Genomic DNA, 24,339 nt, shown 5'->3' with positions numbered 1-24,339 from the left:
TTTTCGATATTATTGATTTTGATAGCGGGCAATGCACTCATCAATTAATTTAGCCGCTTCTTCAGGGCCTTCCCACTCACCGATTTCTGTTTTCTTGCCTTGTAGATCTTTATATGTTTTAAAGAAATGAGATATTTCATCGAGGACATGTTTCGGTACATCTTCGAGTGTATAAACATCTTTAAAACGTGGATCTTCTACAGGAACGGTTAATAGTTTTTGATCTTCTTCACCATCATCAATCATATTTAAAAACCCGATAACGCGAGCATCGATGACACAACCAGGGAACGTAGGGTTCGTAACTAAAACCAATGCATCTAATGGATCGTCATCTAAGGCTAATGTTTGTTTAAGATATCCATACTCAGCTGGATAGAATTGTGGTGAGAATAATACTCGATCTAATTTGAATACACCTTTTTCTTCATCGTATTCATACTTGTTTTGGCTTCCTGTTGGAATTTCAACAAAAACTTCTACAATTTTGTTTTCTGCCATGTTTTCTTCCTCCTTCAATCTCCAAAGTCCTATTTATTATAACAATATTTACTTTAATAGGCTATATATAGCCAGAGTCAATCCTCAAATTTATTCGGATCTCCTTCAAAGGGAGCTTCCGCTAATCGAATCGATTCTGTTGGACATCCTTCAAATGCATCTTCAACGTCTTCCATCCACTCGGCGGGTATTGGTTTGTTTCCTTTATTGTCATCTAATAGCGAAAATGCAACACCCTCATCGTTGTAATCGAATACCTCCGGTGACGTTGCTCCACATGCACCACAAGCAATGCATGTATCTTGATCGACGATTGTATATTTGGCCATAATTATCCTCCGAAAAAACATTTCATTGTTTCATTGTAATTATTGGCACCATTTAATTCAATAAATTGATATAATAAAGGCACAGACAATGTTCGATGTATTTCGAGGAACTTAAAAATTGCATTGATTGTAAGGAGTTCACCATGCATTATCGAGAATTGTTATTATTTTTATTCAAAAAGTTAGAACATGAACGATCAGTAAATGCAGTATTTCACTTGTTAAAAGGTAAAAAATCAGCTCAGACATTGCAAGATGCATATCTTTTTCAAATCGAAAATTTTTATGGTATCGATCGTAAATTGAAAAAAACGACTTTCAATAATCATGTGAAGGATTTAATAGAAAACCATTATATTCAAGTGGCGAATGACCAAGCACTATTGACAGAACAAGGTGATCAATATCTCAGTGGTAAGCGTCTTCAAAGTTATTATCAGATGAAAGGACATAAATACCATCAAATTGACCGAGAGTTCAAGCAAGGTCTATTCCTATTAATTCAAACGGTTTCAATGCTCATTCATGAAGAGAATAAGTTTATTCCAATCGTAGACCAATCATATATTCAAGCGAAAGTGAGAGAACTTTTACGAGATTATTCCATGCAGTTCGACACGATTGCTGAGCAACTATATGGTGAATTACATACCGTTTTATCAACGATTGATGATTGCCTTGCTACGGTTTTGCTAAAACAATGTTCCGGATATGATCGGGTGGGTATGAGTGAACAGCAAATCGCCGATGAAGAAAATGTTTACAAAGAAGATCTACATCTTCAGTCGATCGCCGCAATCCATAACATTCTTGAGACAATCACAGAACATCCTGAGCAGTATTCATTACTCACAAGGTTAATTTGGAAAAAAACGAACCGACTAACCGCTTCAGCGCAAGAAACATTTGACCTTTATCAGGCTGGACATACGCTTGATGAAATTGCTTCCCTTCGCCAGTTAAAAGTCAGTACGATTCAAGATCACTTTGTGGAAATTGCAACGCATAAGAAAAATTTCAATATTTATTCATTCATTTCCGAACAAGTTTTAGATCAAATTCAGGAAGCCATACAAAATACATCGACTAGAAAATTGAAACCTATCAAAGAACGACTCCATGAAGAAATCGATTATTTCCACATCCGCTTGGCTATTGCCACTATGAATGATGATAAGGAGTAATACAGATGAACTCAACAGCACCTCATGATATCGAACATGCGTTAATCAAACTATTTGGCTATAAACAATTCCGATTTGGTCAACGAGAGATCATTGAATCTATTAGGAATGGAAATCATACATTGGCCACTTTACCGACTGGAAGTGGTAAGTCCATATGTTATCAGCTTCCAGCTTTAATCGGGGAAGGTTTGACCATTGTTGTTTCTCCACTAATTTCGTTAATGATCGATCAAGTCAAACTATTGAAAGCACAAGGGATTAAGCGGGTGGCAAGCTTAAACAGCATGATGAGTGCCAAACAGAAATTAGCCGTCATGAACCAACTAGGTGCCTATAAATTACTTTATTGTTCACCAGAAATGCTACAACAAGAGCAAGTGCAACAAGTACTATCAAACAAAAAAATTGATTACTTTGTCATTGATGAAGCACACTGTATCAGTCAATGGGGACATGAATTTCGACCAGATTTTTTACGGCTTAAGGATGTCATTAAAAAATTTAACAACCCAACTGTACTGGCACTAAGCGCAACAGCAACACCTTCCATTCGTCAAGATATCATCAAGCAATTAGAACTTCCCATGAAGCAGCTCATCTACCCAATTGATCGACCAAATATAACATTTTCAGTAGATGAAGTGATTCCGAATCGAAAAGACGAACGGTTGATTGAATTGATTGAGCAAAAGAGTATCCCGACAATGATTTATTTCTCTTCTCGAAAAGTGAGCGAGTCTATAAGCCGGTTGCTGCAAACAAAATTCCCTGACCGGCGAGTCGCTTATTACCATGGTGGGATGGAACAAGATGAGCGGTTGTTGATTCAGCAACAGTTTATGAACAATCAATTGGATATCATTTGCTGTACGAGTGCTTTTGGTATGGGTGTCAATAAATCAAACATTCGTCTAGTGATCCATTACCATATGCCTGCCACAATCGAATCTTTTATTCAGGAGGTTGGAAGAGCGGGGAGAGACGGTGAACAAAGTGTTTCGATATTACTGTATGCTCCAGGAGACGAATTTCTACCTTTCCAACTGATACAGACTGAATTGCCTACAGAAGATGAAGTGAACTTATTTCTTAGGGAGAATCTAAACGGGCAACTGGAAGATTATTTGAATGAAACGAAGATACGGTTTTTAGAACTGCAAACAGAACAACATCAACAACTTCATCAAGACGATCGAAGAAGGGAAATTATCCAATACAGAGATGAACGGGAAAGGATCAAACAACAGAGCATATTCAAACTAGTCGATTGGATCAAATCAGCTACATGCCGCCGCGTTGGTCTGTTTTATCATTTTCAGAAAGAAGTAACCAAGGCTCAATATGAATGTTGTGATTCCTGTGATTTCCGACTAGAGAATTGGCGACATACTTTTGAATCCTACCAAAAGAAAGAGAGATCTATACAAAAAAACTGGAAAGCATTACTTGATGAATTGCTAATTAGAGGGTGAGTAAATGGGACAAAAGAAAAGAAAAAAGCAAGCTGAGTTAATCCAGGAACTAACCGATCAAGAACTCGTTTGGAATGTTGTCGCATCTCAATTGATCTTTTTATTTTTGGCGGCCATTGCTAGTTTTTTTCTATTTTCTTGGAATGAATTATTTGGATTATTTGATTTTCAATGGATGGAGATTTTTCTTTACGGGCTTATTCCCGGAACCGTTGTGGTGATCATTGATCTGCTTCTTATACGGTTCGTCCCAAAGAAACACTGGGACGACGGTGGTGTGAATGAAAAAATCTTCCGTTCCCTAAATGCTGGTCAAATCTTTTTGTTGGCTACTGTCATTGGTGTATCCGAAGAATTCCTTTTTCGTGGCGTTATTCATACAGAATTAGGGTATATAGTAGCAAGTTCTATTTTTGCTCTCGTTCACGTGAGATACTTACGTAAGCCTGTATTATTGGTTTCTGTTATCCTCTTGTCCTTCCTGATTGGCTATATGTATGAGATAACCGGCAACTTACTCGTGCCAATCGTAGCACATATTTGGATCGACTTTTTGCTGGGAATATATTATCGATATCGATTGAGGTGATTGGATATGCAAGAAGCAAAGAAATCAGTTGAATTAGACAAGCAAATCCTCACAACACAACAAAGTGAAATCATGGATGATGTAACACTTCCGAGTCGACGGGAACGTAAAACCCGGAGAAACCATAGAGCCCAAAAAGAGACTGTTGACAAAGAATTTTTCTTTTCTCATTTATTTCTAAACGGAATGGTTATTGTTTTTATACTATTGATCTTATCAATCCCTTTTTTTTATTTATAAATATTCATGTAGATGAAAGAATTTTTACAGCAGAAATAGAACATCAAAATTCAGAAGATAGAAGGACTCTTTCGATTGGATGTTGAATACTATCATAACAGTCGAAAAAGGAGGAATGCCTGTGTTTGTCAGAAGTGTGATGATGCCAAAAACCCAGTGTCTTTTCGTTGAAGGCGAAGAAACACTGCAAGAAGTATTAGATATATTCAATAAAAATGATATTGAAGGTATGCCAGTTGTCGAACAAGGAAAATATAAAGGAATGATTACGAAGCAACGAATTTATGAACATTATTTTGAGATCGTTGAAGAGAACAAGCAATTATTTTTAGAAAATCATCGTGTTAATGAGGTGCTCAGCAATGAAAATGTCTATGTTCATAAAGACGAAGTATTCGAAAGTGCTTTCACCACATTAAAAGGCGCACCGATTATTGCAGTAGTCGATCATGACAACACGTTTTTGGGAATCGTCACAAGATACGATGTCATCGAACAATTCGAAAGTGTCTTTGGAATGAAAAAACAAGGGACACGTATTACATTTTCAACAACTGAGCAAGAAGGTATATTATACAGATTGACTGATATTATTCGTTCTTACCAAGTAAATGTGATTTCATTGACGACGTTCGATGAAACAGGTAAATTAACAAGGAGGATCGTTATTAAAATCGATACGAAAGAAAACACACAGCAGTTTATCGATGAGCTCGAAAAGAATGGTTTTCGAATATTGGATGTGAAAGAGCTTTAATGAAAGTGACTCCAGTTAAGCGACTGGAGTCCGTTTTGTACATAAAATCGGGGCAAGCTCTTTTTAATGTTGGTTGGATGCTTTAAAATAAGGAATTATGACTTTTTGATTTTGACCAGGCTTTATTTGTTGGATGAAATCATATAGTAGTATAAAATACTTTTGGGGGTGGTTACGTGCGTTTAGAGAGATTAAGCGTTAACCAATTCAAAATTTTTTTGACATACAATGATCTAAAGGAACGCGGATACTCTAAAGAAGAATTGTGGAACAACTTACCAAAAGCTAACGAGCTTTTTCAAGATATGTTATATGAAGCTTGCGACGAACTCGGTATTGAACTGGATGGAAAATTAGTCGTTCAGGTTTATATGTTGCAAGCTCAAGGTATGGTAATTGTAGTTACTCAAAATAACGAAGGAATGTCGAATGAAGATTTCATCGAGTTGAAAGTCACTATGGATGAGAGCAAAGAATTGATGTTTGTGTTTGATGATTTTGAAGATGTCATTCAAGCCGCTGGTTCATTTAAGAAGCTTACTGAACGTCAAGCATCTCTGTATTATTATGAAGGCTATTATTTCGTCAAAATACATGATGAAGAACTAAATGACCAATCAAAAGAGGAAATTATCTCGATGGTATCAGAATTTTCTTCTCCATCGACAATGACTTCTTATGTACTGAATGAATATGGGAAATGTATAGTTGAACAAAATGCCTTTGAAATCATTCAAAAGTATTTTTAAATCTGAATAAAGGGTGACAGGATGAGAATTGCAGTTTTATATGGTGGGACATCGAAAGAAAGAGAAGTATCTTTATCAACAGGAGAAGGTATGATCAAAGCGCTTCGCCATTTAGGACACGATGTCGTTGCGATTGACTTTAATCCCGCCAAACTTACTCAACATATCAACGATTTAGAAAATGTAGATTTTGTATTAATTGGATTACACGGTAAACAAGGGGAAGATGGAAGGGTTCAAGGTTTCTTGGAATTGTTGGATCTCCCATATCTCGGCTCGGGTGTTCTTGCTTCCTCTTTAGCTATGGATAAATCCCGAGCAAAGCAAATTTTTGCAAATGAAGGGTTACCGATTGCTCGAAGTCAGACGTTTAGCAAAAAAATGAACATCAAAGAAATTTATCAAACAGTGATCGAGACGTTTGACTATCCATTCGTCATTAAACCGAATCAAGAAGGTTCAACACTAGGGCTAACGTTCGTTCATCAACAGGAAGAAGTTGAAAAAGCCCTTCATCTTGCTTTTTCACATGATGATCAATTGATTGTTGAAGACTTTGTTGAAGGTAGAGAGTTGACAGTGTCTGTTTTTGGCGATCAGGGTGAAGAAGAAGCTTTGCCAATCATTGAAATTATCCCTAAAAATAAATATTATGATTATGAAGCAAAATATAGTGAAGGCGGGAGTCAACATATTGTTCCTGCAAATATTGCAGAGTCGCTGACAAACCGTATTCAATCCTTGGCTGTTAAGGCACACCAGGCATTAGGTTGCGAATCCTATTCACGTGTGGACTTTATTTTGAATAATCAAGGCGAACCGATTATCTTGGAGGTTAATACTTTACCCGGTATGACTCCGACAAGTTTATATCCAGATGCAGCTGCAGCAATTGGTTTAAGCTACGAGGATATGTTGGAAAAATTGGTTCGTTTAGCTATGAAAAATTATTGATAAAAATCTCATAAATTATGGTTGCATAAAGTTATATTGGATGTATACTAATCATTGAAAGCCTGTTTAATGATCGATATAGGTTGCTTAATTTTAGGAGGTAAATGAATGGTAGCCGAAAATTCAGCAGATTCCAAAAACGAAAAAAATGATATTTTATTATCCACCCAAGAAGTGATTAAGGAAGCTTTAGATAAATTAGGCTATCCGAACGAAGCATTTGAGTTGATGAAAGAGCCAATGCGGATGATTACTGTTCGGATTCCAGTACGGATGGATGATGGAAAAACAAAAGTGTTTACGGGTTACCGGGCACAGCACAATGATGCCATTGGACCGACAAAAGGTGGCGTACGTTTCCATCCGAATGTGACTGAAAAGGAAGTTAGTGCCTTGTCCATTTGGATGACGTTAAAATCCGGAATTGTCGACCTTCCATATGGTGGAGGTAAAGGTGGAATCATTTGTGATCCAAGAGAAATGTCTTTTCGTGAATTAGAGGCATTGAGTAGAGGTTATGTTCGTGCACTCTCTCAAGTAGTTGGACCGACGAAGGACATTCCAGCTCCTGACGTCTTCACAAACTCACAGATCATGGCTTGGATGATGGATGAGTATAGTCGAATTGACGAATTCAACAGTCCTGGTTTCATTACTGGAAAACCAATTGTACTTGGTGGTTCTCACGGACGGGAATCTGCTACAGCAAAAGGTGTAACAATTTGTATCGAAGAAGCAGCGAAAAAGCGCGGAATTAGTGTTAAAGGAGCGAGAGTTATTGTACAAGGCTTCGGAAATGCGGGCAGTTTCTTAGCGAAGTTTATGCACGACATGGGTGCTAAAGTCATTGCCATTTCTGATGCTGAAGGTGCATTACACGACCCAGACGGATTGGATATAGACTATCTATTGGATAGAAGAGATAGCTTCGGAACTGTAACCAATCTGTTTGATGACACAATCACAAACCAAGAAATGCTTGAACTGGATACGGATATTTTGGTTCCTGCAGCTGTACAAAATCAGATTACAGAAGAAAATGCTCACAATATCAAAGCAGATATTGTTGTTGAAGCAGCGAATGGTCCAACAACATTAGAAGCGACTAAAATATTGACAGAGCGTGGAATCTTGCTTGTGCCGGATGTTCTTGCATCCTCTGGCGGAGTTACTGTATCTTATTTTGAATGGGTACAAAATAACCAAGGATATTACTGGAAAGACGAAGAGGTTCAAGAGAAACTTCGTGAAGTACTTGTTCGTTCTTTCAATAATGTATACACAACCTCTCAGAATCGTCAAATCGATATGCGTTTAGCGGCATATATGGTTGGTGTACGGAGAGCGACAGAAGCAGCAAGATATAGAGGTTGGATTTAATATTTTGTTTATTTATCAATATAGCCAATGGATGGAATATACGTTCATTGGCTTTTTATTGTCTTTGTGGGCCCTAAATAAACGAAGAACGTAATGACCACAAAGTTTAGCTTAATTGATTGATTCTGTATGCTTCTTCTCCTATCATTAATTTTGGTAGGATTTTTTATATGTTTAATTTGAATGGATGAAATAGGTGCTTAGAAGCGTTTAACTAACAGGAGTGTATAAAGATGAAAAAGGAAAAAGTAATTATTATTGGTGCGGGACCTTGTGGTCTATCAACCGCTATTGAATTGAAGAACATCGGAATCGACCCACTCATCATTGAAAAAGGAAGTGTGGTAGATGCGATATATAATTATCCGACACATCAAATGTTTTTTAGTTCGTCTGATCGATTGGAAATTGGACAAATACCGTTTGTATCCGAAAGACAAAAGCCGATTCGAAATGAAGCATTGAACTATTATCGAACTGTTGCTTCACGAATAGGACTTCGAATCAATACCTTTGAGGAAGTTCAACACGTTCAAAAACAATCGGATTACTTTCAAGTACAGTCGATTGATGATAAAGAAAATGAGAACGTATACCAAGCAGATTATGTAGTTATGGCTACCGGGTATTATGGACAGCCGAACTACATGGGAATCAAGGGTGAGCATTTACCGCATGTTTCCCATTATTTTAAAGAGGCACATCCTTTTTTCAATAAAAAGATTGTCATCATTGGCGGAAAGAATTCAGCAGTGGATGCTACATTAGAATTAGAGAAAGCAGGTGCAGAAGTAACTGTTCTTTACAGAGGCTCTGATTATTCTGCCAGTGTTAAGCCGTGGATCTTACCGCTGTTCGATTCATTGATGCGCAATGAGAAAGCAACGATTCACTTTAATGCAATTCCTAAAGAAATCACTAAAAGTCATGTCGTTTATGAAAAAAATGGGGAGGAACATTCGGTTGAGGCAGATTATGTTTTTGCAATGACAGGCTATCAACCAGATCAACCGTTCTTAAGAGAAAGTGGTATTCAGCTCGATCAGTCGGCTTGCCCGATGTATGATCCTGACACGATGGAAACCAATGTTGAAAATCTCTACATTGCCGGTGTTGTAGCTGCTGGATATAACAATAATAAAATTTTCATCGAAAATGGTCGATTTCATGGTGGCTTGATTGCCGAGAATATTCGACAAAAAATTATGCAATAAGAATGGTGGGTGGTTTATTTGAAAAAAGTTGTACTGATTACAACAGGCGGAACGATTGCCAGCAAACCGAAAGAACCGAGTGGAAAGTTGGACTCTGGTGCGATGTCTGGTGAAGAACTTGCAGAGTTATGTGACTTGCCACAAGATATTGATGTAGAAATTGATTCTGCCATTCAGAAGCCCAGTATTCATTTGACTGGTGATGATTGGATTTTATTAAAAAATAGAATTGAAGAACATTTCGATAACCCAGAAATAGATGGTGTCGTTGTTACGCATGGGACAGACACATTGGAAGAGACAGCCTATTTTTTTGATTTAACAATCGCTGATGAACGTCCTGTCGTCGTGACAGGATCGCAACGGTCAATTGCCGATTTAGGTAGTGATGTATACATTAATTTACGTCACGCCATTTACTCAGCCTGCCATCCTGACCTGAAAAAGTGTGGCACAGTTGTTGTTTTCAATGAGCGAATTTTCGCAGCACGCTATGTTAAAAAGGAACATGCGAGCAACATTCAAGGATTTAATGCTTTTGGATTTGGTTATTTGGGAATTATCGATAATGATGATGTTTATTTATTTCAAAAACCTGCAAACCGAGAGTATTATCAAGTGAACAGTACCTTGCCTCGCGTAGACATCGTGAAGTGTCATATTGATAGTGATGGTGTCATGTTAGATGCATTAGCAAATGCGGGAAGTGAAGGAATTATTATCGAAGGTGTAGGCCGCGGTCAAGTGGCCCCCTCCATGATGCCCGCAATCAAACGTTGTATTGAAAAAGGAATCTATGTGGTCATAACAACATCTTCAGAAGAGGGTTCTGTCTATCCAACCTATGATTATCCTGGAAGCGCTCATAATTTACACAATGAGCAAGTAGTCCTTGGCCGAGATTTTGATAGCAAAAAAGCCCGTGTGCGATTAAGTGTTCAACTGGCCGCAAAAGAAAATGTGCAATTTTAACTAGCAATGAATCAATTTTATAAATTAGAGACTATGTACTCCTGCGGAAAACGAAGTGGATCCGGAGAAACACAGATAGCACAACTAAATCTTTCTTTAAAAAACGATTTTGAAATACTGTAAGTTTTAAATTTCTCAAATTGGTTCAGGATGAATTATATATTTCCTTGATTGAAAAAAACTGAGAACTGGAGGATGTTTTTCTCCGGTTCTCAGTTTTTTGTGTTTCTGTCGCATAAATTTTGAACTCAGGCGAAAAATATGGAAAGTCACAGTGAATCGAGGAGGTTAATCTATGGACCAGAAAAAGTTGAAGTTAATGATTATGCCATTATTACTTGTTGCAGGTTTGACATTTTTTGCCCCCCAAAAGCCAGCAGAAGCATTTACAAACCAAGTTATACAGCAAGGGTCTGTTGGTGAAGATGTCATCGAATTACAAGCAAGACTTCAGTATATTGGTTTTTACAATGGTGATATTGATGGTGTTTTTGGATGGCAAACATATTGGGCAACTCGAAATTTTCAATACGAATTCGGCATCAAAGTAGATGGTTATGTAGGTGAAAAAACAAAGCAAGCCCTCGAACGAGCGACAGAATATGATCAAAGTTATGTACAAGAACAAAGGAATCAAGGCAAAGACTTCACGCATTATGGAGGCCAAGATAATAATCAGGAACAACAAGCGACCGGCCAAGAGTCAGAAGCTCCAGCACCAACTGCTGTGAACGTACCAAAAGGTTTTTCACAAAACGATATTCGTTTGATGGCTCAGGCTGTTTATGGCGAAGCGAGAGGGGAGCCATATGAGGGACAAGTTGCTGTTGCAGCTGTAATTTTAAACAGAATTGAAAGCTCGACATTCCCTGACACGATTTCTGGGGTGGTTTTTGAACCACTTGCATTTACAGCAGTCGCAGATGGACAAATTTACATGGAGCCGAATGAAACAGCAAAAGAAGCTGTCATGGACGCCATTAATGGTTGGGATCCCTCTGGTGGAGCGACCTATTATTTCAATCCGGATACAGCAACTTCGGACTGGATTTGGGGAAGACCTCAAATTAAACGGATTGGGAAACACATTTTTTGTAATTAAAACGGAGGTGTGACTATTGGTTCGATGGATAACGATCACAGTGTTAAGCGTTGTGTTGATTGGTGTTGGAATATGGGGTTATCAAGAACACCAAGACAAGAATGCAGTACTTGTTCATGCTGAAAACGGATATCAACGAGCATTTCACGATTTAACTTATCGCATTGATCTCTTGAATGATAAGATTAGTACGGTTATGGCTACCAATACGCCTGAACGGCTCTCGCCACAGATGGCGGATATTTGGAAAATCACTTCAGAAGCACATAGTGATGTCGGTATGTTACCACTATCCCTTTTGCCGTTTAATAAAACGCAGGAATTTTTAAGTAACATCGGTGAATATTCATATCGTGTGGCTGTTCGTCAACTTGATGATGATCCATTGGAACAAAAAGAACTGGATTATTTGGCTGAACTATATGAGCAGTCAAATGAAGTTAAAAGGGACTTAAGAAAAGTTCAACATGAAGTATTGAATGAAGGGTTACGCTGGATGGATGTAGAAATTGCCTTAGCAACAAATGAACCTGGTGATAACACGGTTATTGATGGATTTCAAACGGTCGAGACCAATGCAGAAAGTTACGTCGAAGCTGGAAGTCAGTTCGGATTGACAGCAACGGCAGAAGATGAAAAAGATATTCAGCTGGAAGGTGATCCGATAACAGAAGAAGAAGCCAGTCAATTTATTCGCAAGCACTTTGATTTAGAAGAGTCTCTTGAATTAAATGTTTCTGAATCGATGGATGGATCCGACTTACCTGTGTATTATTTTTCCTTTGAAAATGACACACACCGTGGCTATGCAGAGATTACGAAACAGAGTGGTCACGTTGTTTCATTTATATTGAATCGAGACTTCCAAGAACGTGAAATAAGCTTACACGAGGGGATGAACCGGGCGGCTGAGCAACTGAAAGATCTAGGTTATGAAAATATGGAGCCAACCGAATCGATGCAATATGAAAAAGTCGGCGTTTACACCTTTGTTCGGACAGAGGATGATGTCTTTTATCAACCGGATCGCATCCAAATAAAAGTGGCATTGGATAATGGTGAAATTACAGCTTTATCAGCTCGAGATTATTTAGTTAATCATTATTCGAGGTCCGATGTTGATTACGAACAAAATATCACAGAACAAGAAGCAATGGAATTAGTCAATCCACAACTCGAAGTGGGAGAATCGAAGTTGGCCGTGATTAAAAACGATTTAGGCGATGAAGTATTGACTTATGAATTTATTGGACAAGCAAACGACTCTACCTACAAAGTGTATATTAATGCAGATGACGGGTTTGAAGAAGGCGTTGAACGTCTAAAAAATAGTGAACGAATTTTTGAATCCTCTTAACATGAAAAAGGGAAAGACAAAAACATGTCTTTTCCTTTTTCGTTTTTTTTGTAATAATAAGTATATCTACTCACGAAGGGAAATGGTGGCGATGTTTACAATAGGTATGCGAGTCACACTAGAAATGGACCAAAATGGAGAAAAAGAGCAATATACGAGTAAGGTAATCGAATTTGATAGAAATTATCTGTATCTTACATATCCTTCCCACCAACGTAAGGGGACAACAACTTATGTAGAAGATGGGAAGCCTGCTGACCTATCAGTCATCGGTTCCAATAATGTCGTTTATAAATTTTCTTCAGAAATATTAGGTAGAAAAAAGATCAAGAAAATTCCTGTCCTCTATATTCGTATACCTCATTCAACAGAAGTCAAAAAAATTCAACGTAGACAGTACGTTCGTGTGGAAAGTGCACTGGATGTTGCAGTATACTCTTTAGATGAAGAGAAATCTCCGTTAATTACAAGATCCGTCGATATCAGTGGTGGTGGATTAGCTGTCGTGGCTGATTCGAAAGATCGGTTCGAACCAGATGAGACTGTTCAGTTAACCATCGTGTTACCGTTTAATTCTAATCGCTATGAATATATTGAATGCTCCGGACAAGTCATTCGTTATTTTATGGATCAGCAACATGCAGAACCGCGCATATCCGTTAAATTTACCGATATTCAATCACAAAACCGAGAAAAAATTATTAAGTTTATTTTTGAAAAACAATTAGAAGAACGAAGGAAATTAAGTAATTATCAAAATACCAGGAGGAAGCGTATATGAGAATTGCAATAGATGGACCTGCAGCTGCGGGGAAGAGTACTGTAGCTAAATTATTGGCGAAAGAGTTAGGTTATTTATACATAGATACAGGAGCGATGTATCGCGCTTTGACATTAGCTGCCTTAAAATCCTCTGTAGACTTAGAGAAAGAACATGAATTAGTTGAATTGGCGAATGATACATCCATTACATTCCAAGCAGGAGCAGACGGACAGCAAGAAATTTATGTAAACGAAATCAATGTTTCGAAAGCCATTCGTGATAAAGATGTGACGAATCACGTTTCGATTGTGGCCAAACATCGATTGATACGTGAAAAAATGGTTTCGATGCAACAGCAATTAGCGGAAAAAGGGAATGTCGTTATGGATGGAAGAGACATAGGAACGCACGTCCTTCCAAATGCAGAAGTAAAAATCTTTTTAATCGCTTCAGTTACTGAAAGGGCAGAGCGGCGACATAAAGAGAATGTAGAGAATGGGTTTGATTCTGACTTAGAAACGTTAAAAGATGAAATTCGTAAACGCGATCAATTAGATTCTGAACGGGATGTCTCACCGTTGGTAAAAGCTGATGATGCCATTGAATTGGATACGACATCGATGAGTATAAATGAAGTGAAAGACCAGATTCTTTCAATTGTCATTCAAAAAGAAGTAAGTGAGGAAGGGAAATCATAAATGTTATATCCATTGGGGAAATTTCTTGTTTCTGTATTATTCAAAATTCTATTCAAAATCAAGGTCATCGGCAAAGAAAATATACCTAAGAATGGACCTGTAATCATTTGTTCCAATCACATATCAAATTATGACCCACCAACCGTTGGAATGACGGCTCCTCGAACCATTCATTTCATGGCTAAAGAAGAGTTGTTTGAGAAAAAAGGGCTAGGTTTTATTTTAAGAAATGTCAATGCTTTTCCTGTTAAACGTGGCATGCGTGACCGGAATGCTTTACGAAAAGGTTTGAAACTGTTGGATGAAGGGAAAGTATTAGGACTATTTCCAGAAGGCACTAGGAGTAAAGATGGCGTAGTTAAAAAAGGACTTGCTGGAGCCGGTTTTTTCGCTATGCGATCAAATGCAACAGTCATTCCTTGTGCAATCATCGGTCAGTATGAACGTTCCAAACCATTGACGGTTATTTATGGGAATCCGATTGAGTTTCAAACTTTGAAAAACAGCAAGCCATCCGCTCAAGAGGTTACCGATGAAATTATGGAAAATATACAGCGATTATTAGATGAATATAGAAAATGATGTTATGATTTATTTAGTGAAATATTAATGATGAAGAGTTTGGGTACGAAGGAGGATTTGGACATGGTAGAGAATCAAGAGAACCATGAAGTAAATGTGTTGAATGTTGGAGATGAATTGAATGTATCTGTATTGAAATTAGAGGAAAAGCAAGTAGTTGTCGATACAGGAACGAAATATGATGGTGTCATCCCTATTTCTGAACTTTCACATTTACATGTAGATCATACAAGCGAAGTGTTATCTGAAGGGGAAGAAGTGAGTGTCGTTGTCAAAAAAGTAGAAGAAGATACGATCATTCTTTCAAAAAAGATGAAAGACCGCGAAGTAGCATTTCAACAGTTGACTGAACGATTCGAAAATGAAGATGTTTTCGACGTGGAAGTCATTGAATCAGTCAATGGCGGTTTAGTCGTAAATGCTGGATTGAGTGCCTTTATGCCAGCTTCTCATGTGGAAACACACTATGTTGAAGACTTAAGTGCATATAAAGGTAAAACCTTATCTGTAAAAATTATTGAAATGGATGAAGAGAAAAATCGAATCATCGTTTCACATAAAGCAGTAGCCGAAAAAGAATTGGAAGCGAAAAAGCAAGAATTGCTTCAAGATCTCGAAATCGGTGACATTGTTGAAGGAACCGTTCAACGACTAGCCCCATTTGGTGTTTTTGTTGATTTAGGTGGAATGGATGGATTGGTTCACATTTCACAGTTATCCCATCAACATATTGACCAACCAAGCGATGTCGTAAGTGAAGGTGACCAATTGAAAGTAAAAGTCATTTCCGTCGATCGTGACAATGAACGAATTGGTCTCTCAGTGAAAGAAACACTGCCTGGTCCATGGGATCGAATTGAAGACCAAATTAATGAAGGAGAAATTGTAGAAGGAAATGTTGTTCGTCTCGTTCATTTTGGCGCTTTCGTAGAAGTACTTCCTGGAGTTGAGGGACTTGTGCATATTTCACAAATTTCGAAAGAACATATTGGTAGACCAGAAGAAGTACTGGAAGAAGGACAGAAAGTAAAAGCTAAAGTGCTTGAAGTCAATGGCGAAAAGAAACGGATCTCTTTAAGTATCCGTGAAATTGAAGAAGATCAAGATCGTTCAGAATATCAAAAGTATCAAAAGGACCAAGACGATCACACTTTCCAACTGGGTGACCTTGTTGGAGACAAGCTTAAAAAAATGAGAGATTAAAGATACACGAATTTTTTAAATGGAGTATCATCTTACAATATAATGATTGGATAGGCTGGGACTTAACTTACATTTATTAATCAGAAGGTGAACAGTGAATATGCTGAGCATTGAAATATACGTAGAATTTCAGGATGAAGAGAACTGGCATGGTCAAGGAACCATGATCAGAAGATGAGTTCTCTACAGTGATTTCTGAAAGGATCGTATTGATCTCTGAAACACAGACTATCACTTGTTTGTTCTTCTGATATAAAACAAATTTTGTCCCAGCTTTTTTATCCAATTGATCTTATTGGTTTTTACGGAAAGAAAATAAGCGAATGTACATCATAAACTCGCCTATTGATAAGTAAGTTTTATTGATTTAAATATCCGTTTTAGGATCCCTGAAAATCCATCGTTTATTTCTTTATACGTGCGTTAAAAAAATCTACTTAAGTTGTTAGGAATGAAATATTATGAGAAAGTCGACTATTGCTATCGTGGGCAGACCGAATGTCGGTAAATCAACTATTTTCAACCGTTTAGTTGGAGAACGAATTTCGATTGTTGAGGACACACCAGGTGTAACCCGTGATCGTATCTACGCAAAAGCAGAATGGTTAAATACAGAATTTAATATTATTGATACAGGTGGAATTGATTTAAGCGATGAGCCACTACTTGTCCAAGTAAGAGAGCAAGCTGAGATTGCAATTCATGAAGCGGATGTAATTGTCTTTTTGGTCAATGGCCGAGAAGGCATTACAAGTGCGGATGAAGAAGTGGCAAAAATGTTATATCGTTCCAATAAACCGGTTGTGCTGGCTGTGAATAAAGTTGATAGTTATGAAATGCAACATTTGATTTATGAGTATTACGCGCTAGGTTTTGGCCAGCCATTTCCGATTTCCGGTACACACGGTTTAGGATTAGGAGACCTATTGGATGAGGTCGTCAAACATTTTCCTGATCGAAGCAATGAAGTCGAAGATGAAGATCGGATCTATTTTTCCTTAATCGGAAGACCGAATGTCGGTAAATCCTCTCTTGTTAATTCTCTCTTAGGCGTAGAGCGTGTCATCGTCAGTGATATCGAAGGAACAACAAAAGATGCTGTTGACACTTCATTTACTAGGGAAGGAAGAGACTTTACGATTATTGATACGGCAGGGATGCGTAAAAGAGGAAAAGTATATGAAACGACCGAAAAGTATAGCGTCCTCCGTGCGATGAAAGCAATCGAACGTTCAGATGTCGCTCTTATTTTAATCGATGCTGACACAGGGATTCGAGAGCAAGATAAAAAAATCGCTGGTTACGCACACGATGCAGGACGTGCGATTGTTATTGTCGTAAACAAATGGGATACTGTTGAAAGCAGCCAGGATGCTATGCACAAATTCGAACAAGAGATCAGGAAACAATTTCAATTTTTGAGTTATGCACCAATTGTGTTTTTATCAGCAAAAACCAAAAAAAGACTACACACATTATTGCCGAAAATTGTCATGGCCGGTGAGAATCATGCCAAACGGGTGAAAACCAACGTCTTGAATGAAGTAATCGAAGACGCTTTGGCTGTCAATCCGACTCCGTCGATAAAAGGACAAAAACTAAAAATACTTTATGCTACTCAAGTGGCTACAAAGCCGCCAACATTTGTCGTATTCGTTAATGACCCACAGTTAATGCATTTCACATACGAACGGTTTCTTGAAAATCGAATACGAGAAGCTTTTGGTTTTGAGGGTACGCCCGTCAATATCTATGCCAGAAGAAGAAATTAATTGATGAGGTGGAATAATGAAAAAGGTTACAGTACTCGGTGCTGGGAGCTGGGGAACAGCTTTAGCCATGGTGCTGGCTCATAACGGACACGATGTTAGGTTATGGTCACACCGGAAAGATCAAGCAAATGAAATTAACGAACAGCAAACGAATGACAAATACTTGCCGGGCATACGGTTACCGGATGAAATCACTGGCTATCATGAGTTGAGTTTAGCTTTAGATAATGCAGACGCTGTTTTATTTGTCGTTCCGACGAAAGCGATGCGGGACGTTATTAAACAAGCTAAAGAGCATCTGACAAGCGAACAGGTTCTCATGCATGCATCAAAAGGTATTGAGCCTGAAACACATAAACGAATCTCTGAAATGATTGCCGAAGAATTAGGGGAACCATATGGTGAAAAAATAGTTGTTTTATCAGGTCCAAGCCATGCTGAAGAAGTTGCTTTGAAACAGCCAACAACAGTGACTGTTTCTTCACTACAGTTAAGCGAGTCTGAAAAAGCACAAGATTTGTTTATGAATAATGTTTTTCGGGTTTATACAAATGAAGATTTTATCGGTGTCGAGATTGGCGGAGCACTCAAAAATATAATCGCTCTCGGTGCTGGTATTTCAGATGGACTTGGATATGGAGATAATGCTAAAGCAGCACTGATCACTAGAGGTTTAGCTGAAATGGCAAAGCTTGGTGTTAAGTTGGGCGCAACACCATTAACCTTCGCAGGATTAACAGGTATAGGTGACCTCATTGTCACATGTACAAGCCAGCATAGTCGTAACTACCGAGCTGGACATATGTTAGGTGAAGGGTATAATTTACCCGATGTGCTTGATAAAATGGGAATGGTTGTCGAGGGTGTACGAACGACGAAGGCAGTCCATCAACTAGCTGAAAAAGAGGCTGTTGACATGCCGATTACAAGTGGTATTTACGACTTGCTTTTTGAAGGAAAAGATCCACGGCAGGTTGTAGACGACTTGATGCAACGAGGAAAAACAAATGAATTAAACGCTCTCTCAGTTGATTTTAAAAATTAAAATTAATCACGTATCCTTCAAGCGTCAAAACGAACAGCTTTCTCCACAATGCATATAGTAATATGAATGCATTCACAAGGAGGAAAATGTATGAAGGATGACGTTACAAATTCAATTATGGATCATCTGAGCAAGAAAGCTGATATTTCACCACAGGAAATCATGCAAGTAGCAAATGCTATGCAGCAAGCAAATTTCTCGGATGAAAATACGGTTAGAAATCTTGTCAGGAAGTTAGGAAAAATAGCCAATCGTCCGGTAACAAAAGAGAAAGAAGACCGAATTGTTGAATTGGTTACAAAAAAGAATCAATCAATGGATGCGAACATGCTTCAACAAATTTTTAAAAAATAGCAATTGTATAGGCTAGCGAACGTTCAAACCCACACGATTGTCATATGATATGGTGAAAGATTGATGAGCTGCTTGTGAGGAATTAGTCTGAGAGGTGTATGCCCCTACACCTCTTTTTTCTTTTTTTTGGTTTGTTATATCGTTTTCACCTGACCTGTACATTTGCCCTAAGAATTCACAAAGCTTTCAAGTTCAATACTTATAAGCGAATGATAGAATGTGATATAATCAGTGGGGAAGAAAGTGAGGTTGTAACATGTCTCAATCAATGCTGAATATGTACATATCATTTGGAGGAATGGTTTTACTCTTTGCTGCAACTGGATTAATTATTTTGGCCCGAAACAAGCTGTCAGGTATTTTGCGATTTATCGTTTCTTTAACGGCTTACATATGTTTGATAGTCGGAGCAATCATTATTTTCTATATTGTTCTAAGTGGACCTACTGAATAAATGAGGGATGAAGAATGATGCGTATTCTTTTATTGATCTTTTCGAGCATCCTTTTAACTGGGTGTCTTTATCCGAATGATCAGCTTACTGAAAACCAAGCAACGAATGATGAACAATTAAATCGTGTACAAGAAGCTGTTGATGAATACCGAAAAGCAACAGACGGATTGTTGCCAATTGAAACAAAAGATCAAAACACACCTATTTTTATTAAATACCCTATTGATTTCCAAGTGTTACGAGAAAAAGGAATAATGGGTGAAGTACCTAGCAACTCATTCGCAGGTGGAGGAGCTTATTCTTATGTTCTAATTAATCCAGAGAACGATCCAACCGTAAAGGTCGTTGACGCACGAATTACACAGCGTTTAAGAACAGTCAATTATCAAATCAATTTATATCGAAATGAACATGATTTTGCACCCTTTGGTGATCGGTTAGGTAAAGGGGTTTTCTCCATAGATCAGGAAAAATTAAGACTAAAAGATGGTTATACAGTCGATAGTCCCTATACCGAACAAACGTTAGATCTCGTTATCGGTAAAGGAGGAGAAGCAAAAGTCGACTTCAGGCCAGATGTATACCAATTAATGGAGGAAGAAGGGATTGAGGAATACGAAGGAGACCTTCGTTACCTTCTTACAGAGCATTACCCAATCGTGCCAGCCTATTCACCAGCCATGTTTTTGGATAATGGAGAAATTATATTGGAGTCATCCGAATAACTTTTAATCTTATGACATAGAGATTCTACTAAGGAAACTGTAGGATCTCTATTTTTTTATGTGTTTCTGGCATATTCAAGTAGGACAACGTCATAAGTTAATAGTGCATATGAATAACAGTTAATCGATACTGTATAAAAGGTCGGAGGGATAAGATGGATAATTTCAACGTGTTTCACGACATATCAAAGCGGACCAACGGAGATATTTACCTAGGTGTTGTAGGTGCTGTGCGAACAGGTAAATCCACGTTCATCAAAAAATTCATGAATCAGATTGTTTTGCCAAACATTGAATCTGAAGATGAGCGTGATCGTGCTACGGACGAACTTCCACAAAGTGCAGCCGGAAAAACAATTATGACGACAGAACCTAAGTTTATACCGAACAACGCAGTGGAAATTTCCGTTGATGAAGGTTTGGATGTCAAAGTCAGATTAGTTGATTGTGTAGGGTATACGGTTAATGGAGCAAAAGGTTTTGAAGATGAGAATGGCCCACGAATGATTCATACACCTTGGTATGAAGAGGCTATACCTTTTCCGGATGCAGCGGAAATTGGAACAAGAAAAGTTATTCAAGAGCATTCGACGATTGGCGTTGTCGTGACAACAGATGGGTCTTTTGGTGAAATTCCAAGGGATGAATATGTGGATGCGGAAGCTCGTGTGGTAGAAGAATTAAAAGAGGTGGGAAAACCTTTTATTATGGTGCTCAATTCCTCTAGGCCACATGAACAGGAAACGATCGAGCTTCGTAATGAATTGGCGGAGGAATATGATATTCCTGTCATCTCAGTATCTGTGGAAGATATGAGAGAAGATGACATTCACAATATTTTACGGGAAGCATTGTATGAGTTTCCAGTCATTGAAGTCAATGTGAATCTACCAAGTTGGGTCATGTCCTTAAAAGAAGAACATTGGCTTAGAAAGCAATTTCAAGAGGCCATACAAGAAACGGTCAAAGATGTTCGGCGCCTGAGAGATGTCGACCAAGTAGTAGGTAATTTTTATGATTATGATTTCGTCACCGATGCCAGATTGTCCGGAATGGAGATGGGCGAAGGTATTGCTGAAGTTGAGTTACACACATCAGATGAGTTATATGATCAAGTATTGAATGAAATTGTTGGTGTTGAAATACGTGGTAAAGATCATTTACTTGAATTGATTCAGGATTATGCAGATGCCAAAAGAGAATACGATCAGTATCAAGATGCGATTGCTATGGTCAGGCAGACCGGTTATGGGGTTGCAAATCCTACCTTAGAAGATATGAAATTGGAAGAGCCTGAAATTATACGTCAAGGTCCTCGATATGGAGTCAGGTTAAAGGCTGTTGCTCCTTCCATTCATATGATTAAAGTGGATGTCGAATCGGAATTCGCTCCGATTATTGGAACAGAAAAACAAAGTGAAGAGCTTGTTCGCTATTTAATGCAAGATTTTGAAGAAGATCCTTTATCCATTTGGAAGTCAGACATTTTTGGGCGTTCATTGAGTTCTATTGTCCGAGAAGGAATACATGCTAAGTTAACACTCATGCCAGAACACGCACGATATAAACTGAAAGATACACTAGAGCGAATCATTAATGAAGGAAGCGGCGGGTTGATTGCCATTATCCTATAAATTTGCAAAAGCGACAAAAAGTTGTCGCTTTTTTTCTGTTTAAAATGAGAAAAATGTCTTAAAACGTTGATAAATTAGGGCTTTTAGGCATTTTTATATTGAAAGGTGGATATGCTTGTGATACTATTCAAATACAGCTAGCGAGCCTAGAGGATATAGGCTTTGTAAAGCTTAGAAGCCAATGTTCCGGTTTGTGAATTGAAAACAAGCAACACAAGTAAACGATGCAGAATTATCATTTCGTGTAAATTATGGTTAAGTTGCAATTGTATAAATTCTACAATGTGCAATTTAATATAGTTACTCACTCTTTGAGAGGAGGTGAGACGGATGAACAAAACAGACTTAATTAATGCAGTTGCAGAGCAAGCTGATCTTTCTAAAAAAGATGCTTCCAACGCTGTTGATGCAGTATTTGATGCAATCACTGGTTCATTGAAAAAATCAGAAAAAGTACAATTAATCGGTTTCGGTAACTTTGAGGTACGTGAGCGTTCTGCTCGTAAGGGACGTAACCCTCAAACTGGTGAACAAATTGACATCCCTGCAAGTAAAGTTCCAGCATTTAAAGCTGGTAAAGCCCTAAAAGATGCTGTGAAATAACAGTACATAGGGTGTTCCCTAAAAAGGAGGTTTAACCTCCTTTTTTTATTTTTGTCTATAATAACGATAGAGATAATTTTTGACCTCGTTTATATTGTTTTTTTGGTCAAATTAGCGAATCGTTTAAATCAGATCCAAAGGTGTAACCGGGGAGTCAATATATCCTGTAAGAAGTCGAACTAAACGAATGAGGAATAAAAAATCGATTTTCAATTTAAATCAGTAAATGAAATTTTGATTTTTCCCTTCATCTTGTTAGCGAATTTCACTCGGACATGCTAAAATATCATAGGAGTCCTAGAACGTAATAGTTGGTGATTTAATTGAATTCAGTAAATGAGTATCAGGATCAATTGGTCCATACATTTATAGAACAATACAAACATACATACGTAAAAGCAGACCGTTATGACATGACCGGTCTTAAGCATCACCTACGTTTTTTTAGGGAATTAAAACCTGAACTGGATAGTCGGGAGCAGGTTATTTATGATGCTGTCATTCATATGCAAGTTTCCCTTCAAATCCACGACCGTGTCGAGTTTGATTTTTTACCAAATGACCGCACATATAACATGGTTGGATCGATACAAATGAATGCACTGATTGGGGATTATCATAGTTCCTGGTTCTATAAACTGTTATCTGGCAGTGGTGAACTAAGCGCTCTGGATCACTTTCTTGAACCAGTTAAGCAAGTTAACCGTACGAAAATTGAGCTTCTACATAATGAACAGTTATCCGCTATAGAGATCCTTAATAAAGTCGAGGATATTTATATCGGTTTATATGATGCTTATGCCTCGTATTATCAGCTTACTGACTATAATTACCTGCGCAAACAAATTATTTATCATTTTGTCTATCGGCAACAGCCATTTTGGATTGAAAAGATGATTAAACAAAACAGCCAAGTAATAGAGAAATGGCTAGAACGAAAATCACAGTTTGAAGAGACTTCAATTAACTGTGAATGAAAGTAGGAGACAAATGGACCCTCAAACAAAATCTGAAAAAGTACATTCTGTATTTGAAAAAATATATAGCCGTTACGATAAAATGAATTCAATCATATCATTTCAACGCCACAAAGCATGGCGCAAAGATGTAATGAAGCGAATGGCTGTGGAACAAGGCTCGGATTGCTTGGATGTTTGCTGTGGGACTGGCGATTGGACAATTGCCTTATCTGAAGCAACCGGACAAGATGGCCATGTCGTCGGCTTGGATTTTAGTCAAAATATGCTTTCGGTCGGAAAGAAAAAGATCGCAGACCAAAAAATTGAGAACATCACCTTCACTCATGGAGATGCAATGAATTTGCCGTATGCGGATAACTCATTCGACTATGTCACTATCGGATTCGGTTTACGTAATGTTCCTGATTACGATCGTGTATTGCAAGAGATGTACCGCGTTGTTAAACCCGGTGGAAAAGTTGTCTGTCTCGAGACATCACAGCCAACATTACCGGTTTATAAGCAACTGTATTTCTTTTATTTCCGACATATCATGCCTTTGTTTGGTAAGTTATTTGCAAAAAGTTATGACGAATACGTCTGGTTAAATGAATCAACAAAAAACTTTCCCGATAAAGCAACACTGAAAAAAATGTTTTTAAAAGCAGGATTTAAGAAAGTCCAAGTGAAATCATACGCACTTGGCGCAGCAGCAATGCATAAAGGCACTAAATAAAGAAAAGG

27 protein-coding genes are annotated in these 24,339 nt (G+C 37.9%); 25 read left to right on the top strand and 2 right to left on the bottom strand.

The annotated features are described in order from the left end of the window. Nucleotides 1–9: 9 nt before the first annotated feature. Both KQ486_RS00765 and KQ486_RS00760 read right to left on the bottom strand, forming a co-directional pair. Entirely contained in the window at nt 10–501 is a 492-nt protein-coding gene (locus KQ486_RS00765; protein WP_144158743.1) for an inorganic diphosphatase, read from the bottom strand. A 77-nt stretch (nt 502–578) separates the two neighbouring features. After that, nucleotides 579–830 carry a ferredoxin gene (locus KQ486_RS00760; RefSeq protein ID WP_144158746.1) on the bottom strand — a complete coding sequence of 84 codons (252 nt, stop codon included), beginning with the start codon at nt 828–830 and terminating at the stop codon, nt 579–581. 143 nt (nt 831–973) lie between these two features. Here KQ486_RS00760 and KQ486_RS00755 point away from each other — a divergent pair, with 143 nt between their 5' ends. The 25 genes from KQ486_RS00755 (at nt 974) to KQ486_RS00635 (ending at nt 24,331) form a co-directional block, all read left to right on the top strand. Continuing rightward, nucleotides 974–2,014, top strand: a complete 1,041-nt coding sequence (locus KQ486_RS00755) for a YpbB family protein (protein WP_216686515.1) — start codon at nt 974–976, stop codon at nt 2,012–2,014. 5 nt (nt 2,015–2,019) lie between these two features. Further along, nucleotides 2,020–3,489: a RecQ family ATP-dependent DNA helicase gene (locus tag KQ486_RS00750; protein ID WP_216686514.1), complete on the top strand. Its 1,470-nt coding sequence runs from the start codon at nt 2,020–2,022 to the stop codon at nt 3,487–3,489. Between the two features lie 4 nt (nt 3,490–3,493). After that, nucleotides 3,494–4,078, top strand: coding sequence for a CPBP family intramembrane glutamic endopeptidase (locus KQ486_RS00745; RefSeq protein WP_216686513.1), 585 nt, complete (start codon nt 3,494–3,496; stop codon nt 4,076–4,078). Nucleotides 4,079–4,084: 6 nt separating this feature from the next. Beyond that, a complete protein-coding gene (locus KQ486_RS00740) occupies nt 4,085–4,318 on the top strand; it encodes a hypothetical protein (RefSeq protein ID WP_216686512.1) in 234 nt (77 codons plus the stop codon). A 121-nt stretch (nt 4,319–4,439) separates the two neighbouring features. Further along, the gene (locus tag KQ486_RS00735; protein ID WP_216686511.1) at nt 4,440–5,075 is read left to right on the top strand and encodes a CBS domain-containing protein; all 636 of its coding nucleotides are present in this window, start codon (nt 4,440–4,442) and stop codon (nt 5,073–5,075) included. 176 nt (nt 5,076–5,251) lie between these two features. After that, complete coding sequence (locus KQ486_RS00730; RefSeq protein ID WP_216686510.1) at nt 5,252–5,824, top strand: genetic competence negative regulator; 573 nt, start codon at nt 5,252–5,254, stop codon at nt 5,822–5,824. A 21-nt stretch (nt 5,825–5,845) separates the two neighbouring features. Next, nucleotides 5,846–6,778, top strand: a complete 933-nt coding sequence (locus KQ486_RS00725; protein ID WP_216686509.1) for a D-alanine--D-alanine ligase family protein — start codon at nt 5,846–5,848, stop codon at nt 6,776–6,778. 108 nt (nt 6,779–6,886) lie between these two features. After that, the gene (locus tag KQ486_RS00720; RefSeq protein ID WP_144158770.1) at nt 6,887–8,158 is read left to right on the top strand and encodes a Glu/Leu/Phe/Val family dehydrogenase; all 1,272 of its coding nucleotides are present in this window, start codon (nt 6,887–6,889) and stop codon (nt 8,156–8,158) included. A gap of 233 nt (nt 8,159–8,391) precedes the next feature. Then, entirely contained in the window at nt 8,392–9,372 is a 981-nt protein-coding gene (locus KQ486_RS00715) for a YpdA family putative bacillithiol disulfide reductase (RefSeq protein WP_216686508.1), read from the top strand. 18 nt (nt 9,373–9,390) lie between these two features. Continuing rightward, nucleotides 9,391–10,344: an asparaginase gene (locus tag KQ486_RS00710; RefSeq protein WP_144158776.1), complete on the top strand. Its 954-nt coding sequence runs from the start codon at nt 9,391–9,393 to the stop codon at nt 10,342–10,344. A 295-nt stretch (nt 10,345–10,639) separates the two neighbouring features. After that, on the top strand, nt 10,640–11,446 hold the full coding sequence (sleB, locus tag KQ486_RS00705) for a spore cortex-lytic enzyme (protein ID WP_144158779.1): 807 nt from the start codon (nt 10,640–10,642) through the stop codon (nt 11,444–11,446). 16 nt (nt 11,447–11,462) lie between these two features. Then, nucleotides 11,463–12,803 carry a germination protein YpeB gene (ypeB, locus tag KQ486_RS00700; RefSeq protein ID WP_144158782.1) on the top strand — a complete coding sequence of 447 codons (1,341 nt, stop codon included), beginning with the start codon at nt 11,463–11,465 and terminating at the stop codon, nt 12,801–12,803. Between the two features lie 91 nt (nt 12,804–12,894). Beyond that, the gene (locus KQ486_RS00695) at nt 12,895–13,584 is read left to right on the top strand and encodes a flagellar brake protein (protein ID WP_216686507.1); all 690 of its coding nucleotides are present in this window, start codon (nt 12,895–12,897) and stop codon (nt 13,582–13,584) included. Next, entirely contained in the window at nt 13,581–14,264 is a 684-nt protein-coding gene (cmk, locus tag KQ486_RS00690) for a (d)CMP kinase (RefSeq protein ID WP_144158788.1), read from the top strand. The genes KQ486_RS00695 and cmk overlap by 4 nt, the downstream gene beginning before the upstream one ends. Beyond that, entirely contained in the window at nt 14,265–14,846 is a 582-nt protein-coding gene (locus KQ486_RS00685; protein ID WP_216686506.1) for a lysophospholipid acyltransferase family protein, read from the top strand. It abuts the gene before it with no gap. A 63-nt stretch (nt 14,847–14,909) separates the two neighbouring features. Continuing rightward, nucleotides 14,910–16,049: a 30S ribosomal protein S1 gene (rpsA, locus tag KQ486_RS00680; protein ID WP_216686505.1), complete on the top strand. Its 1,140-nt coding sequence runs from the start codon at nt 14,910–14,912 to the stop codon at nt 16,047–16,049. A 461-nt stretch (nt 16,050–16,510) separates the two neighbouring features. Continuing rightward, nucleotides 16,511–17,821, top strand: a complete 1,311-nt coding sequence (gene der / locus KQ486_RS00675; RefSeq protein WP_144158797.1) for a ribosome biogenesis GTPase Der — start codon at nt 16,511–16,513, stop codon at nt 17,819–17,821. Nucleotides 17,822–17,837: 16 nt separating this feature from the next. After that, nucleotides 17,838–18,866 (top strand): NAD(P)H-dependent glycerol-3-phosphate dehydrogenase, encoded by a 1,029-nt coding sequence (locus tag KQ486_RS00670; RefSeq protein WP_216686504.1) that lies wholly within the window; start codon nt 17,838–17,840, stop codon nt 18,864–18,866. Between the two features lie 90 nt (nt 18,867–18,956). After that, nucleotides 18,957–19,220 (top strand): stage VI sporulation protein F, encoded by a 264-nt coding sequence (locus tag KQ486_RS00665; RefSeq protein WP_216686503.1) that lies wholly within the window; start codon nt 18,957–18,959, stop codon nt 19,218–19,220. A 256-nt stretch (nt 19,221–19,476) separates the two neighbouring features. After that, nucleotides 19,477–19,674 carry a DUF2768 domain-containing protein gene (locus tag KQ486_RS00660; RefSeq protein ID WP_144158806.1) on the top strand — a complete coding sequence of 66 codons (198 nt, stop codon included), beginning with the start codon at nt 19,477–19,479 and terminating at the stop codon, nt 19,672–19,674. 14 nt (nt 19,675–19,688) lie between these two features. Continuing rightward, complete coding sequence (locus KQ486_RS00655; protein ID WP_216686502.1) at nt 19,689–20,399, top strand: YphF family lipoprotein; 711 nt, start codon at nt 19,689–19,691, stop codon at nt 20,397–20,399. A gap of 155 nt (nt 20,400–20,554) precedes the next feature. After that, nucleotides 20,555–22,033: a stage IV sporulation protein A gene (spoIVA, locus tag KQ486_RS00650; protein WP_144158812.1), complete on the top strand. Its 1,479-nt coding sequence runs from the start codon at nt 20,555–20,557 to the stop codon at nt 22,031–22,033. Nucleotides 22,034–22,363: 330 nt separating this feature from the next. Beyond that, nucleotides 22,364–22,636, top strand: a complete 273-nt coding sequence (gene hbs, locus KQ486_RS00645) for a non-specific DNA-binding protein Hbs (protein WP_144087326.1) — start codon at nt 22,364–22,366, stop codon at nt 22,634–22,636. A gap of 323 nt (nt 22,637–22,959) precedes the next feature. Continuing rightward, the gene (locus tag KQ486_RS00640; RefSeq protein ID WP_216686501.1) at nt 22,960–23,613 is read left to right on the top strand and encodes a heptaprenyl diphosphate synthase component 1; all 654 of its coding nucleotides are present in this window, start codon (nt 22,960–22,962) and stop codon (nt 23,611–23,613) included. 13 nt (nt 23,614–23,626) lie between these two features. After that, nucleotides 23,627–24,331 carry a demethylmenaquinone methyltransferase gene (locus KQ486_RS00635; RefSeq protein WP_216686500.1) on the top strand — a complete coding sequence of 235 codons (705 nt, stop codon included), beginning with the start codon at nt 23,627–23,629 and terminating at the stop codon, nt 24,329–24,331. Nucleotides 24,332–24,339 lie beyond the last annotated feature (8 nt).

This window comes from Allobacillus halotolerans (assembly GCF_018967645.1).
GTDB classification, from domain to species: Bacteria; Bacillota; Bacilli; order Bacillales; family Alkalibacillaceae; genus Allobacillus; species Allobacillus halotolerans.
The sequence above is the reverse complement of the archived record's forward strand: the minus strand, read 5'-3'. Positions and strand labels throughout refer to the sequence as shown.

What these genes read in the sequence shown, in the direction of transcription:
- KQ486_RS00765 (WP_144158743.1), bottom strand. Translation starts at nt 501, where the DNA reads ATGGCAGAAAACAAAATTGTAGAAGTTTTTGTTGAAATTCCAACAGGA.
- KQ486_RS00760 (WP_144158746.1), bottom strand. Translation starts at nt 830, where the DNA reads ATGGCCAAATATACAATCGTCGATCAAGATACATGCATTGCTTGTGGT.
- KQ486_RS00755 (WP_216686515.1), top strand. Translation starts at nt 974, where the DNA reads ATGCATTATCGAGAATTGTTATTATTTTTATTCAAAAAGTTAGAACAT.
- KQ486_RS00750 (WP_216686514.1), top strand. Translation starts at nt 2,020, where the DNA reads ATGAACTCAACAGCACCTCATGATATCGAACATGCGTTAATCAAACTA.
- KQ486_RS00745 (WP_216686513.1), top strand. Translation starts at nt 3,494, where the DNA reads ATGGGACAAAAGAAAAGAAAAAAGCAAGCTGAGTTAATCCAGGAACTA.
- KQ486_RS00740 (WP_216686512.1), top strand. Translation starts at nt 4,085, where the DNA reads ATGCAAGAAGCAAAGAAATCAGTTGAATTAGACAAGCAAATCCTCACA.
- KQ486_RS00725 (WP_216686509.1), top strand. Translation starts at nt 5,846, where the DNA reads ATGAGAATTGCAGTTTTATATGGTGGGACATCGAAAGAAAGAGAAGTA.
- KQ486_RS00720 (WP_144158770.1), top strand. Translation starts at nt 6,887, where the DNA reads ATGGTAGCCGAAAATTCAGCAGATTCCAAAAACGAAAAAAATGATATT.
- KQ486_RS00715 (WP_216686508.1), top strand. Translation starts at nt 8,392, where the DNA reads ATGAAAAAGGAAAAAGTAATTATTATTGGTGCGGGACCTTGTGGTCTA.
- sleB (WP_144158779.1), top strand. Translation starts at nt 10,640, where the DNA reads ATGGACCAGAAAAAGTTGAAGTTAATGATTATGCCATTATTACTTGTT.
- KQ486_RS00695 (WP_216686507.1), top strand. Translation starts at nt 12,895, where the DNA reads ATGTTTACAATAGGTATGCGAGTCACACTAGAAATGGACCAAAATGGA.
- cmk (WP_144158788.1), top strand. Translation starts at nt 13,581, where the DNA reads ATGAGAATTGCAATAGATGGACCTGCAGCTGCGGGGAAGAGTACTGTA.
- KQ486_RS00685 (WP_216686506.1), top strand. Translation starts at nt 14,265, where the DNA reads ATGTTATATCCATTGGGGAAATTTCTTGTTTCTGTATTATTCAAAATT.
- rpsA (WP_216686505.1), top strand. Translation starts at nt 14,910, where the DNA reads ATGGTAGAGAATCAAGAGAACCATGAAGTAAATGTGTTGAATGTTGGA.
- der (WP_144158797.1), top strand. Translation starts at nt 16,511, where the DNA reads ATGAGAAAGTCGACTATTGCTATCGTGGGCAGACCGAATGTCGGTAAA.
- KQ486_RS00670 (WP_216686504.1), top strand. Translation starts at nt 17,838, where the DNA reads ATGAAAAAGGTTACAGTACTCGGTGCTGGGAGCTGGGGAACAGCTTTA.
- KQ486_RS00665 (WP_216686503.1), top strand. Translation starts at nt 18,957, where the DNA reads ATGAAGGATGACGTTACAAATTCAATTATGGATCATCTGAGCAAGAAA.
- KQ486_RS00660 (WP_144158806.1), top strand. Translation starts at nt 19,477, where the DNA reads ATGTCTCAATCAATGCTGAATATGTACATATCATTTGGAGGAATGGTT.
- KQ486_RS00655 (WP_216686502.1), top strand. Translation starts at nt 19,689, where the DNA reads ATGATGCGTATTCTTTTATTGATCTTTTCGAGCATCCTTTTAACTGGG.
- spoIVA (WP_144158812.1), top strand. Translation starts at nt 20,555, where the DNA reads ATGGATAATTTCAACGTGTTTCACGACATATCAAAGCGGACCAACGGA.
- hbs (WP_144087326.1), top strand. Translation starts at nt 22,364, where the DNA reads ATGAACAAAACAGACTTAATTAATGCAGTTGCAGAGCAAGCTGATCTT.
- KQ486_RS00635 (WP_216686500.1), top strand. Translation starts at nt 23,627, where the DNA reads ATGGACCCTCAAACAAAATCTGAAAAAGTACATTCTGTATTTGAAAAA.